This window comes from Mycobacterium sp. NGS15, from assembly GCF_059813245.1.
The window spans coordinates 57,731-71,306 of the sequence record NZ_JCALEF010000009.1; the positions used below are offsets into that span (position 1 = coordinate 57,731).

The 13,576-nt window shown below is 63.2% G+C and carries 9 protein-coding genes; 8 read left to right on the forward strand and 1 reads right to left on the reverse strand.

Annotation, left to right across the window (positions count from 1 at the left end; translation table 11 throughout):
* Positions 1-12 precede the first annotated feature (12 nt).
* From AC5Y5C_RS24125 to AC5Y5C_RS24145, 5 genes are all read left to right on the forward strand, one after another.
* Positions 13-2,181 carry a 3-hydroxyacyl-CoA dehydrogenase NAD-binding domain-containing protein gene (locus AC5Y5C_RS24125; protein WP_499977141.1) on the forward strand — a complete coding sequence of 723 codons (2,169 nt, stop codon included), beginning with the start codon at positions 13-15 and terminating at the stop codon, positions 2,179-2,181.
* Positions 2,182-2,722: 541 nt separating this feature from the next.
* Entirely contained in the window at positions 2,723-4,114 is a 1,392-nt protein-coding gene (locus tag AC5Y5C_RS24130) for a condensation domain-containing protein (RefSeq protein ID WP_499977142.1), read from the forward strand.
* A 61-nt stretch (positions 4,115-4,175) separates the two neighbouring features.
* Positions 4,176-5,375 (forward strand): serine hydrolase domain-containing protein, encoded by a 1,200-nt coding sequence (locus AC5Y5C_RS24135; protein WP_499977144.1) that lies wholly within the window; start codon positions 4,176-4,178, stop codon positions 5,373-5,375.
* Entirely contained in the window at positions 5,372-6,736 is a 1,365-nt protein-coding gene (locus tag AC5Y5C_RS24140) for a hypothetical protein (protein ID WP_499977145.1), read from the forward strand. Before AC5Y5C_RS24135 ends, AC5Y5C_RS24140 begins: the two co-directional genes overlap by 4 nt.
* 2 nt (positions 6,737-6,738) lie before the next feature.
* The gene (locus AC5Y5C_RS24145; RefSeq protein WP_499977147.1) at positions 6,739-9,873 is read left to right on the forward strand and encodes an MMPL/RND family transporter; all 3,135 of its coding nucleotides are present in this window, start codon (positions 6,739-6,741) and stop codon (positions 9,871-9,873) included.
* On the opposite strand, the gene AC5Y5C_RS24150 is transcribed toward AC5Y5C_RS24145, so the two are convergent.
* Positions 9,797-10,468 (reverse strand): TetR/AcrR family transcriptional regulator C-terminal domain-containing protein, encoded by a 672-nt coding sequence (locus tag AC5Y5C_RS24150; protein WP_499977149.1) that lies wholly within the window; start codon positions 10,466-10,468, stop codon positions 9,797-9,799. The genes AC5Y5C_RS24145 and AC5Y5C_RS24150 overlap by 77 nt on opposite strands.
* Before the next feature lie 65 nt (positions 10,469-10,533).
* Here AC5Y5C_RS24150 and AC5Y5C_RS24155 point away from each other — a divergent pair, with 65 nt between their 5' ends.
* The 3 genes from AC5Y5C_RS24155 to AC5Y5C_RS24165 all read left to right on the forward strand — a co-directional run bounded on the left by AC5Y5C_RS24155 (position 10,534) and on the right by AC5Y5C_RS24165 (position 13,573).
* On the forward strand, positions 10,534-12,015 hold the full coding sequence (locus AC5Y5C_RS24155) for an FAD-dependent monooxygenase (protein ID WP_499977151.1): 1,482 nt from the start codon (positions 10,534-10,536) through the stop codon (positions 12,013-12,015).
* A gap of 1 nt (position 12,016) precedes the next feature.
* Positions 12,017-13,018 (forward strand): LLM class F420-dependent oxidoreductase, encoded by a 1,002-nt coding sequence (locus AC5Y5C_RS24160; RefSeq protein WP_499977152.1) that lies wholly within the window; start codon positions 12,017-12,019, stop codon positions 13,016-13,018.
* Positions 13,019-13,087: 69 nt separating this feature from the next.
* Entirely contained in the window at positions 13,088-13,573 is a 486-nt protein-coding gene (locus AC5Y5C_RS24165; protein WP_499977153.1) for an SRPBCC family protein, read from the forward strand.
* Positions 13,574-13,576: the final 3 nt, after the last annotated feature.

Consider the following 13,576-nt stretch of genomic DNA (forward strand, 5'->3'; position numbering starts at 1 on the left):
GAACCAGAACTAATGAGCGCAAACACAATTCAGTGGGAAAAGGATGCCGACGGCATCGTTACCCTCACCCTGGACGACCCCAACGGCTCGGCCAACGTGATGAACGACGACTACAAGCAGTCGATGGCCGCGGCCGTCAAGCGCCTTGTGGAAGAAAAGGATTCGATCACCGGCGTGGTGATCACCAGTGCGAAGAAGACCTTCTTCGCCGGTGGTGACCTCACCAAGATCATCCAGATCCAGCCCGAGAACGCCCAGGAGGCCTTCAACGAGGTCGAGGAGATCAAGAAGGACCTGCGCACGCTGGAGACCTTTGGCCGCCCGGTCGTGGCGGCCATCAATGGCGCAGCCCTCGGCGGTGGCCTGGAGATCGCGCTGGCCACCCATTACCGGATTGCCGCCGACGTCAAGGGATCTCAGATCGGTCTGCCCGAGGTATCGCTGGGTCTGCTGCCCGGCGGCGGTGGCGTCACCCGTGTCACCCGCATGCTCGGTATTCAGAACGGCTTCGTGACCGTGCTGGCGCAGGGCACCCGCTTCAACCCGACCAAGGCCAAGGAAGTCGGCCTGATCGACGAGCTCGTCGGCTCGGTGGATGAGCTGATCCCCGCCGCCAAGGCGTGGGTCAAGGCCAACCCGGAAGCCGTGCAGCGGTGGGATGTCAAGGGCTACAAGATCCCCGGCGGCACCCCGGCCACCCCGGCGTTGGCGGCCATCCTGCCGTCGTTCCCGTCGAACCTGAAGAAGCAGCTCAAGGGCGCGCCGATGCCCGCTCCGCGGGCCATCCTGGCCGCCGCGGTGGAGGGCGCTCAGGTGGACTTCGATACGGCCAGCCGTATCGAGAGCCGCTACTTCACCAGCCTGACCACCGGTCAGGTCGCCAAGAACATGACGCAGGCCTTCTTCTTCGACCTGCAGACGATCAACGGCGGCGGTTCACGTCCGGACGGTATCGCCAAGAAGGACATCAAGAAGATCGGTGTGCTGGGCGCGGGCATGATGGGCGCCGGTATCGCGTACGTCTCGGCCAAGGCCGGTTATGACGTTGTCCTGAAGGACGTCTCGCTGGAGGCGGCCCAGAAGGGTAAGGGCTACTCCGAAAAGATTGAGGAGAAGGCGCTTTCGCGTGGTAAGACCACGGCCGAAAAGTCCGCCGCGCTGCTGGCCAAGATCACCCCCACGGCCGACCCCGCCGATCTGGCAGGCGTCGACTTCGTGGTCGAGGCGGTCTTCGAGAACACCGAGCTCAAGCACAAGGTGTTCCAGGAGATCGAGGACATCGTCGAGCCCAACGCGCTGCTTGGCTCCAACACCTCCACCCTGCCCATCACGGGTTTGGCGGCGGGTGTGAAGCGTCAGGAAGACTTCATCGGTATCCACTTCTTCTCACCGGTCGACAAGATGCCGCTGGTGGAAATCATCCGCGGTGAAAAGACCTCCGACGAGGCGCTGGCCCGGGTATTCGACTACGTGTTGGCCATCAAGAAGACTCCGATCGTCGTCAACGACAGCCGTGGCTTCTTCACCTCACGGGTCATCGGCACCTTCGTCAACGAGGCCGTCGCGATGCTGGCCGAGGGCATCGAGCCCTCGACCATCGAGCAGGCCGGCAGCCAGGCCGGATACCCGGCTCCGCCGCTGCAGCTGTCGGATGAGCTGAACCTGACGCTGATGCAGAAGATCCGTAAGGAGACCGTCGAGGCCGCCAAGGCCGAGGGCAAGGAATTGCCGGATGATCCGGCGGGCCGTGTCATCGACACGCTGGTCGAGGCGGGCCGTCCGGGCCGTCTGGGTGGTGCTGGTTTCTACGACTACGTGGACGGCAAGCGCACCGAGCTGTGGCCCGGCCTGCGCACGACGTTCAATACCCGTCCCGGGGCCGACGCGGCCAACCCGCCGCTGCAGGACCTCATCGAGCGCATGCTGTTCGCGGAGGCCATCGAAACGCAGAAGTGCTTCGACGAGGGCGTGTTGACCTCGACCGCTGACGCCAACATCGGCTCGATCTTCGGCATCGGCTTCCCGCCCTGGACCGGCGGTGTGCACCAGTACATCGTCGGGTACGAGAGCCAGGACGGTAAGGGCCTCAAGGGCACAGCCGGGTTCGTGGCTCGCGCAAAGGAATTGGCCGCCAAGTACGGTGACCGCTTCAACCCGCCCGCGTCGCTCCTGGACGCGTAGGCAGGACTCGACACCCCTCAGCCGCTCACCCTTCGGGGTGGGCGGCTGAGGTGCGTTTGGGGCTCTATTCGACGGGCGGGCGCGGCCGCGCCCGAAGGCAGCCCTTGCATCTTCGACAAATTTAGAGTCGGATATCAGAAGTGGCCGCTCAGACAGAGTGGGCTGCGCCACAGCGGGGGTAACCCAGGGGGTAGCCCACAAAAAATCGCGCAGACCTCGTAGGTTCTCTGGTGGTACTACAAACATAGTTGTTGGTTCTTCGCGCAACCAGATGTGAATCGCCTGGTCATAGGGTATTTCCATACGGTAGTTATATTTGCTGGGATTGGTTTACCGTAAGTCTTTCGGGAAGTTGCTGCGATGGGGCGTAACGCGGCGTTACCCACAGTTCACTAGCTATTTCTTTGATGGAACGTACCTTTGCGAGATATTTATTCGCTACGCTGCCCGCAATGAATAATGTATTTGCCGTCCGCACTGTCGCAGGCAAATCGAGCGTGGTTCGGCTCGTATTGAAGATCGCTGAGCAGGGATAGGGACGATGGTTGCACTCGGAACGATCCACGATTGGCGTCCCAAGCCGGGAACCGTCGTCTCCTGGAGTGCTTCGCCACGCGCTCGCCAGGCCGCGGCGCAGGCGCCCGCCAGCGCGGTACCGCCGAGCTATCAGCAGGCCCAGCATGTGCGCTCATACCGGAATCTGGCCCGCCAGGACCGCGAGATGGCACGGTTGGGCATCGGATCCTGGGACGTTCCCGGTGTCTGCGATATCGATGCGATGACTGCGGCGATCAACGCGCACCTGCGGCGACACGACACCTACCACTCCTGGTTCGAGTTCAACACGGCCGACGACATCGTCCGGCATGCGATCGAGGATCCGGAGACCGTCGACTTCGTGCCGCAGGATCATGGGCTGCAGGGGCCCGAGGAGATCCGCGCACACCTGCTGCGCACGTCGGGCACTCCGCTCTCGTGGGACTGCTTCACCTTTGGGGTGATTCAGCGCGCGGACCACTTCACGGTGTACATCAGCGTCGATCACCTGCATACCGACGGCATGTCGACGGGGATCATCTACGTCGAGATCCAGTTGATGTACGCCAGCCTGGTGCACGGGTCGGCGCTGCAGCTTCCACCGCCCGCGGGCTATCTGGATTTCTCCGCGCGCGAACGTGCGCACAACCAGGCCATGACCCTGGACTCCTTCGAGGTGCGGACATGGCTCCGGTACGCACGGGACAACGGTGGCACCCTGCCGGACTTCGTTCTGCCGCTCGGTGACCGATCCGTGCCGAACGTCGGTGGCATGATCGCCACGTCACTGCTGGATGCCGAGGAGACGGTGGCGTTCGAAAAGGCCTGTGAGCAGGCGGGTGTGCGATTCAGCGGGGGTGTGTTTGCGTGTACCGCACTGATCGACCGCGAGCTCACCGGCGCTGATGCCTTCTACGGCATCACCCCGTACGACACTCGCGACACTGCTGAGGAGCAGATGTCGGTGGGTTGGTACGCGAGCTTCATACCCTTCGTGGTTGATATGTCGGAGGACTCCTTCGCGCGGGTCGCACGCTCCGCGCAGAAGTCGTTCGATGAATGCCAGCCACTGGCCAAGGTTCCTTTTGAACGTGCGTTGGAGCTCGCGGGCCCGGAGTCGGGGCTGGCGGCCCCCGACTATGTGGTGCCGATGGTGTCGTTCCTGGACGCGCGCAAGATCCCGGTCAGTGCCGAATGGGATCGCATCAATGGCGGAATCTACGGAGACAGCCGTTCTTCCGATCAGGTGTGCATGTGGGTCAACAGGTTTGAGAACGAAACCAACCTGACGATCTCTTTCCCCGACAATGCCGTCGCCCGTGAATCTGTGTCGCGCTATCTCGAAGTGGCACGCATGGTTTACCAGCGTGTCGCGCAGTCACAGTTCGTTTCCTGAAACCGCGGCATCGCGGCCGCACCCCGCAGCATTGGGCAGTACTTGAAAGGAAGGCATTGTCATGAGCACAAGCCTTGACGTCGCGGTGAACGGAACCAGCTCACCGGATTTCGACAACGTCCGGCGCGCATTCGCACTCAATTTCCTGGAGAACGACGAGCTGGGAGCCGCGGTCGCGATCTGGGTCGACGGTGAGCTCGTGGTCAATCTGTGGGCCGGTTGGGCCGACGAGGCGCGCACTCGCCCCTGGACCGAGGACACCTTGGCGCCGGTGTATTCCGGAACGAAGGGATTGATGAGCACGTGCGTCCACATGCTCGTGGAGCGCGGTGTGCTCGATCTGCACGCGCCGGTGGCGCGGTACTGGCCCGAATTTGGCCAGGCCGGTAAGGAATCCATCACGCTGGCCATGGTGCTCGGGCATCGCTCGGGCGTCATTGGACCACGTACCCGGTTGACGCCGGAGCAGGCCGCCAACTGGGACGAGGTGTGCGAGCACATCGCGAGGGCGACGCCGTGGTGGGAGCCTGGAACCGCGCAGGGCTACCACATGGCGACGTTCGGATTCATCCTCGGCGAGGTTGTTCGCCGGACCACGGGTAAGACGCTCGGGCAGTTCCTGCGTACCGAGATTGCCGAGCCGTACGGACTCGACGTACATGTCGGGCTGCCGCATAGCGAGCACCAACGGTGCGCGGAGTTGGTCAACAAGCCGTTCCTGCGCGATGTGTTCCGCGGTGCTCCTGGGGAGTTCGACTGCATGAGTGATCACCCGCTGGCGGGCCCGCTCATCTCGGGGGACTTCATACCCGATGACGAGATTGCCCGTAAGGACATTGCGTTGTGGCGGGCGTTGGAGTTTCCCGGTACCAACGCGCACGTTTCGGCGCTGGGTATGGCCACCTTCTACAACGCGATGGCGCTCGGCAAGCTGCTCAGCCACGACCACATGGATGTGGTGCGGGTGTCCCAGGGCGGGTTCGATCCCGATGTCGTGCTGGGCCCCCGGGTGGCCAACCACGGTTGGGGATTGGGCTACATGCTCAACCAGCGCTGCTATGCCGGGCCCAACCAGAAGACTTTCGGGCACGGCGGATCTGGTGGTTCGTACGCTTTCGTCGACCTGGAGCACCGCATCGGCTACTCGTACGTGATGAACCAGTTCGATGTGACCAAGGCGGATGCCGATCCTCGTAGCGTGCGGCTGATCAACGAGCTCTACAGCACGTTGGGGGTGTCGCCGGCGGGAGAGTCACTGTGACGGCGACGATCCCGGAGGTTCACACTCCGCCGCGCATCACCACCCTGCCGATCTCTCATTTGGACTTCGTCGATCAGGCGTCTTTCCTGGGGCTGCGAGCCACCGAGCTGTCCACGCTGGGGCAGATGGTCTGGGTCTACGAACGCGATATCGACACCGACCGGTTGCGCAGATTCCATGCCAACCTCGGCCAGGGATTGTTCGGACGCCGAATCGAACGTTCTCGCTTGCCTTTTGGTCGTCACCGCTGGGTGCTCGATCCGGCGTGTCATCCCATCGATGTCGAGCTCGCCCCCTTGCCGCGCGCGGAACTGCAGGATTGGGTGCACCGGCATGCCCAGCTACCGATCGATCCCGAGCACGGTCCGTCCTGGCGGCTGGGTGTCACCCGATTTACCGATGGTGCAGCCGCGGTGAGCTTGGTGGTCTCGCACAGTATCGCCGACGGTGTGGGTATGTGCCGAGCCATCGCCGATGCGGTCAATGACGCGGTAGTCCCGCTGGGCTACGAGACGCCGCAGGCGCGCAAACGCTTGCGTAGCGTGCGGGAAGACTTGTGGCGCACCAGACGTGACCTGCCTGACACGGCGCGGGCCTTCCGCAAGGCCACCAAGATGTTGAGCTCGCGGCGCCAGGACATCAAACATGCGGGCCTGCCCGCGACCGAGGCGCACATCGAACAGATCCCGGCGGTGACCGTGTATCTGGACGAAACCCATTGGGACACACACGCGCGTGGACGTGGCGGCACCAGTAACTCGCTGGTCGGTGCGTTTGCCGCTCAGCTCGCCACCAAGGTGGGCAGGCTCGGCCCGGACGGTCGGGTGACTCTCTCCATGCCCGTCAATGAGCGCACCGATGGCGATCATCGTGCCAACGCCATGACCTCGGTGATGTTCGCGGTCGATCCGGCGGACCTGACCACCGACCTACGCGGAATCCGCAGAGTGACCAAGGAGGTGCTCTCCGGACTGCAGGATGCACCCGACGAGAAATGGGCACTGCTACCGCTCACTCCGTTCATCCCCAAGGCTGCCGCGCGCCGGTTGGCCGACGTGGCCCTGGAATACGGTGACTATCCAGTGGGATGCTCGAACGTCGGGCCTCTGGACCCCGATGTGAATCGCCCGGATGGGACCCACGCCGATTACGTCTACTGCAGGTTGGCCGAGCAGCGGGTGCGGCCGGACAAGGTGCTGAGCACCTACGGGCAGCTGTTCGTCGCATCCGGGAGGGTCAACGGAAGGATTTTCCTGGCCGTTGTCGCGTACCAACCTGGCGTGATCGAGTCGCGCGCTGACCTGATGAGCCTGCTGACCGAGACGCTCGACGACTTCGGCATGCACGGGCTGATCGAGTAGTCGTGGCGGACAACACAGGTGGTATCTACGGACTGATCGCTCGCATCGTCCGGAAGGCCCCTGTCGCCGTCATCGGGGTGTGGATCGGTCTGGCAGCCGTCTTGGCGCTGACCGCGCCCTCGCTGCAGAAGGCCATCGAGGATCACCCGGTCGATCTGCTGCCCAAAGATGCCCCCGTCATGGAGACCACGCGGCAGATGGTTGAGTCGTTCCAGGAGTCGGGTGCGCAGAACATCCTGCTGATCGTCCTCACCAATGAGAACGGGCTGACGCCGGCCGACGAGCAGACCTACCGAGTTCTGGCGGCGCGCATGCGTGAAGACACCCGCGATGTCAGCATGGTGCAGGACTTCATCACCAAACCGATGCTGCGCGAGATGATGTCGAGCACCGATGGTAAGGCGTGGTATCTGCCGGTGGGGTTGCAGGGTGAGCTCGCCACCCCCGAATCCGGTAAGGCATACGTCGGGGCGCTAAAGATCATCAAGGACGCGACCGCGGGCACCACCCTGAATGCCTTTACGACGGGTCCGACCGCCACCGTCGGGGATTTGACGGTGGTGGGCGAGCGCGACCTGCACAAGGTCGAAATCACGACGGCTGCTTTGGTTCTGCTCATCTTGCTGATCGTCTACCGCAACCCGGTGACGATGATGCTGCCGCTCATCGTGGTGGGTGTCTCGCTGGGCATCGCCCAGGCGGCCGTCGGGGGACTGGCGCAGATGGGTCTGAGCATCTCGAATCAGACGCTGACATTCATGACCGCGATGATGATGGGTGCCGGTGTCGACTACGCGGTCTTCCTCATCAGCCGATATCACGAATATGTCAAACAGGGCATGGATTCCGACAGTGCAGTGACCGCCGCGCTGGAATCCATAGGCAAGGTGGTGGCGGCGTCCGCGGCGACGGTGGCGGTGACCTTCCTGGGCATGGGCTTTACCAAGCTGGGGATCCTGTCCACCATCGGTCCGGCGCTGAGTGTGTCCATCCTGATCGCATTCGTGGCATCGGTGACCTTCCTACCGGCGGTGTTGGTGCTGGTGGGACGCCGAGGCTGGGTGAAGCCGAGAAAGGCTTACGCCAACAAGATTTGGCACCGCTCGGGAATCAACATCGTGAAACGTCCGGGTGCGCACCTGGCGGCCAGCCTGGTCATCCTGATCATCCTCGCCACCTGTGGTGCGATGGTGAAGTTCGGATACGACGATCGCAAGAACCTGCCGTCCTGGGCTGACAGCAATCAGGGTTACGCAGCAATCGAGAAGCACTTCCCGGTGAATTCGACGCTGCCACAATACCTGTACATCAAATCGCCTCATGATCTGCGCACCCCGCGCGGGCTGGCCGACCTGGAGCAGATGGCCGCGCGGGTGAGCCAGGTACCCGGTGTCGACAAGGTGCGCGGTATCACCCGGCCCACGGGCGAACCGCTGGAGGAGGCCAAGCTGTCCTTCCAGGCCGGTGAGGTCGGCGGGAAGCTCGGCGATGCATCGAACCTGATCGATGCCCGCGCCAGGGACTTGGACAAGCTCGCCGCGGGTGGACACACCTTGGCGGACAAGCTCGGTGAGGTCCGCGACTCGGTGAAGAATTCGTTGGGCACCGCGCGCGCACTGGTCGAGGTGCTGGCCCAGCTGCGCGGCAGCGGCAGGACGGGCACCCTCGCCGATCTGGACTCGGTGGACAAGCTGGTCACCAGCATGCATTCCCTCGGCGACGCCATCGAGGCCAACGCCCAGAGTGCCAGTGAGGTGTATGGCTGGATCGAACCCGTCGCACGCGTGTTGGTGGGCAACCCGGCCTGCGAGATGGACCCCGGGTGCCGCTCTTCGCGAGAGGAGATGAACAAGTTCCTGGAGACCAAACAGGATGGCACCAGGGACAGGATCGTCGAACTCGGTCGTGAGTTGAAATCCGTCGACAATGACAAACAGATCAGCTCGACCATTGCCCGACTGCGCACCGCGCTGAACTCCATCGACACTAACCTGCGCAGGCTGGGCCTGTCCGACTCCTACGGCATCCAGCAGAAGTTCGCCGAAGTTCTGACCGGAGTCAACTCGCTGGCCGATGGCAGCGCACAGCTGGCCGAGGGTGTGCAGATGCTGGTGGACCAGACCAAGCAGATGGGTGGCCAGTTGGGCGACGCCTCAACGCTCCTGGTCGCCGCCAAGCGTGACGCGGCACCCGGATCGATGTCCGGTTTCTACATACCGCAGCAGGTGCTCACCCAAGACTCGTTTAAGACCGCTGCGGCAGCGTTCGTTTCGGCCGATGGACATGCGGTGCGCTACCTGGTGCAAAGCAATCTGAATCCGTTCAGTCCCGAGGCGATGGATCAGGTCCGCGCTATCCAGGATGCGGCCCACAGCGCACAACCCAACACCACGCTTTCCGATGCGTCGATCTCGATGGCCGGGTTGTCGGCGATGTACAACGACATCCGCAACTACTACAACCACGACTTGCGGTTCATCATCGTGCTGACGGTGATCGTGGTGCTGCTCATCCTCGTCGCACTGCTGCGGGCCATCGTCGCGCCGCTGTATCTCATTGGTTCGGTGATTATTTCGTATGCCTCGGCGGTGGGGATCGGGGTGATCGCGTTCCAATTCATCGGTGGGCAGCCGTTGAGTTGGAGTGTGCCGGGCATGGCGTTCATCGTGCTGGTCGCGGTGGGCGCGGACTACAACCTGCTGTTCATCTCGCGCATCCGCGATGAGTCGCCCGACGGTATCCGGTCCGGGGTCATCAAGACGGTCAAGTCGACCGGGGGTGTGATCACCTCTGCCGGCGTCATTTTCGCAGCCTCGATGTTCGGCTTGCTGATCGGCAACCTGCAGTCGATGGTCGAAGCGGGCTTCATCATCGGGATGGGCCTGCTCCTGGATACCTTCTTGGTGCGCACCATCACCATTCCCGCTCTGGTGGTGCTGTGTGGGCAAGCCAACTGGTGGCCCTCTGCGATCGTGGAACCCTGGTTCCAGAAACATTTTTCACGGTCGAGGGCCGATGTTCGGGATGCGGATTCTCCGGAATCGGACGAGCCCGATTGTGCTAACGACGATTCGTTACGCGAGGAGCCACTGATGATTTCCGTTTCCCGCGAAGCCGAGCTCGCAGGCCGTCGATGATAATCGCGAGCCCGTCCTCGAAGTCGGCGTCGAAGTCGGGCTCGTAGAGCTCCGAGAACGCCTGTGCGACCGTCGGATGCGCGATCAGGTCGACATGCTCTCGCATGTTCTCCTCGCTGTAGGGATTCGATTCCGGATACTCGAAACCGTCGCGAGTCTGCTGTTCGATAGTGAATCCGATGGTGTAGTGAAAGATCGTGGGTGTCAGCCTTGCGGCGTCACGCAGGGCGAACCCGGCCTGCATCATCACGTTGAGCATGGGTTCGGTGATGTCGGCCGCGCGCGCGGTGGCCGTGCCGGCGAGGATCCGGGCCCCTTGGTGATACCGCAGCATTTCGCGACGTAACACCCGAGCGGCCCCGGCGAGGAATTGATCCCACTCGGGCGTCGATAGGTCGAAGTTCTTCACGGCATCGCCGAACATCTCGTCGGCCATCGCGTCGACAAGGTCACGCCGGTTCTTCACATGCCAATAAAGCGCAGGTGCCTGAACGCCGAGGGCAGCCGCGACGGACCGCATGGTCAAGTTCTCGGCGCCATGGCGGTCCAGTAGAACGAGGCCGGCACGGGCGATGGTCTCACGATTGAGGGACACATTGACACCTTAACATCGTTAAAGTAATTATGGAGTTAATACCAATAACGACGTTAAGGAGCGCTATGACCGAGCACGCGGTGGTTGTCGCGGGCGGAGGCCCGACCGGGCTGATGTTGGCAGGCGAGCTGGCCCTCGCTGGTGTCGACGTTGCGGTGTTGGAACGCCGGGGCAGTCACGAAGAGGTGGGATCGCGTGCGGCAGGTCTGCATTCACGCACCATTGAGGTGTTCGATCAGCGTGGGATCGCCGAGAGGTTCCTCTCCCAGGGGATGACCGGCCAGCTGACCCATTTTTCGGGCATTTTCATGAGCATCGAGGATTTCCCCACTCGTCATCCGTACGCGTTGGTCCTGCTTCAGCATTACATCGAGAAGACGCTGGCGGCCTGGATCACCGAGCTCGGCGTGCCGATCTATTACAACGCAGAGGTGGTCGGATTTACCCAGGATGACTCCGGTGTGGACGTGGAGCTGGCCGACGGGCGTGCGATGCGCGGGCTGTATCTCATCGGATGCGATGGCGGACGCAGCCGCATTCGTAAGGGTGCGGGGATCGGGTTTCCGGGCCATGACCCGTCCTGCTCGGCGATGCTGGTGGATGCCGAGATCACCGAGCAGCCCCTTGAGTTCGGGCTGCTGCGCAAGCCCGGTCAGTCCTTCCTGGCCATTCTGCCGTTTGAGGAGGGATGGTGCCGGCTGGTCTTCAGTACCGACCTCTCCCGGCTCGGTACCGAACCGACCCTGGAGGAAGCGAAGGAAGCGCTTATCGCCATAGCGGGAACGGATTTCGGGTTACACAGCCCGCGCTGGATGTCCCGATTCTCCGATATGACCCGCCAGGCCGACCGGTACCGCGACCGGCGCCTGTTTCTCGCGGGCGATTCCGCGCATATCCACTTCCCGTTCGGCGGCCAAGGACTCAATACCGGTGTCCAGGACGCGGTGAACTTGGGCTGGAAGCTTGCCGCGGTGATCAAGGGAGAAGCCCCGGACTCGCTGCTGGACACCTATCACTCCGAGCGCCACCCGGTGGCGGAACGGGTGCTGCACAACACCATGGCCCAGACGCCGTTGTCCGAGGCCGGTCCGCGAATGGATGCGCTACGTGACATCCTGGCCGACCTGCTAGCCATGGACGAACCACGCAAGCGCATCGCCGCCATGATGAGCGGCCTGGACATCCACTATGAGGTGGGTGGGCATCAGGGCACAGCGCATCCACTGCTGGGCCGGCGTATGCCCGACCTCGACGTGGTGGCTGCGGATGGGCCGACACGCGTCTACCCCTACCTGCACACCACCCGTCCCGTGCTGTTCAACTTCGGCGAGCCGCGGAGCCTGCGCGTCGACGGATGGACCGACCGAGTTCAGCTGGTGGACGCGAAATGCTCAGGCGCATGGGATCTTCCGGTGCTGGGTGAGGTGAAGGCGCCCGATGCGGTGCTGGTGCGCCCTGACGGGTATGTCGCCTGGGTGGGCGAGGGTTCCGATGCCGGCCTCACCGAGGCACTCACCCAATGGATGGGATCGCCGGTCCCGGCGTAATGTGGCGCGGGTGGCCGAGACACTGGAGTTCGGAGTCTTCATCCCGCAGGGCTGGCGCCTGGATCTGGTAGGCATCGCGCCCGAGAATCAATGGAACGCCATGCGCGATCTGGTCCGGTACGCAGAGGACGGCCCGTGGGACTCCGTGTGGGTCTATGACCACTTCCATACCGTCCCGGTGCCCACCGACGAGGCGACCCATGAGGCGTGGACACTGATGTCCGCTTTCGCGGCCGTGACCTCGCGGATCAAGCTGGGACAGATGTGCACGGCCATGGGATACCGAAATCCCGTGTATCTGGCCAAGATCGCCGCGACGGTGGACATCATCTCGGGTGGGCGCACCCAAATGGGCATCGGCGGCGGCTGGTATGAGCACGAGTGGCGTGCCTACGGATACGGCTTCCCCGGTGCCGCCGAGCGCCTCGGCAGGCTGCGCGAAGGGGTGCGCATCATGCGTGACGCCTGGCGCGACGGACGCGTTTCCATGGACGGCACCTATTACCAGGTCGACGACGCCATCGTTGCTCCCAAGCCCTTGCAAGCCAAGGGAATTCCGCTGTGGATCGCCGGTGGCGGCGAGAAGGTGACATTGCGGATCGCGGCGCGCTATGCGCAGTACACCAACTTTGGACAGACCCCTGAAGAATTCGAGCACAAGTCGAAAGTGCTTGCGGCACATTGCAAGGACATGGGCACCGATTTCGGCGCGATTATCCGGAGCGTCAACATGAACATCGTCATCGGGGCCGATGACGCCGAGGTTGCCGACCGACTAGCGGCCATCAAGGCGCGGCTCATCCCGGTCGTCGGTGAGGACGTCGCAGACGTCATGGTCGGAAACCTTGCCGAGACTGCGGGCACCGCGGAGCAGATCGCCGACCGGCTGGCCGCGTTCCACCGGCGGGGCTTGGGCTATGCGATATGCAATTTCCCGGAGGCCGCCTATGACCGTTCTGGAATCGACTTGTTTGTCCGCGAAATAGTCGCCGGCGGTGTGTAGACCGACCAGATACGAGCGCAGCAGCAGGGCCGATTGTTTACGACCCAACTGATACCGTAAGTTACGGGAATGCCTTCGCTTGACGCAGTCGATGAAGCCTTTCTGTCCAGCGCTCCGGTGAGAGCGAGTCACACCATCTCCGTGCCGGTGTCCGCCGACACTGTGTGGCGTGAGCTGACCAACGACACCACGCTGCGGTGGTTGGCGCCGGGAATCAGGGTCGTGTGGGGTAACCCGCGCGCCGGGGTTGGTGCTGTCCGCAAGATCGGGCCCGCGGTGGGGCCCAAGGTGAATGAGCACTACTTCCTGTGGGAGGAAGGACGCCGGAAGGCGTTCTACGTGACGAGCTTGCCGGTGCGGGTGCCTGGCTTGCGTGCCTTCGCCGAGGACTACGTGGTGACGCCGACGGATCGCGGCGCCGACTTCACCTGGGCGTGGGCGATCGACGGCACCGGACCGATTCGCAATGCCACACCGGCGGTGAGCGCGATCGTCGGTTTCTCGATGAAGCGCACCCAGAAATACTTCGACAAGATTGCCGCCGCCGGAAGGTAAGCG

What these genes read in the sequence shown, in the direction of transcription:
- AC5Y5C_RS24125 (WP_499977141.1), top strand. Translation starts at nt 13, where the DNA reads ATGAGCGCAAACACAATTCAGTGGGAAAAGGATGCCGACGGCATCGTT.
- AC5Y5C_RS24130 (WP_499977142.1), top strand. Translation starts at nt 2,723, where the DNA reads ATGGTTGCACTCGGAACGATCCACGATTGGCGTCCCAAGCCGGGAACC.
- AC5Y5C_RS24135 (WP_499977144.1), top strand. Translation starts at nt 4,176, where the DNA reads ATGAGCACAAGCCTTGACGTCGCGGTGAACGGAACCAGCTCACCGGAT.
- AC5Y5C_RS24155 (WP_499977151.1), top strand. Translation starts at nt 10,534, where the DNA reads ATGACCGAGCACGCGGTGGTTGTCGCGGGCGGAGGCCCGACCGGGCTG.
- AC5Y5C_RS24165 (WP_499977153.1), top strand. Translation starts at nt 13,088, where the DNA reads ATGCCTTCGCTTGACGCAGTCGATGAAGCCTTTCTGTCCAGCGCTCCG.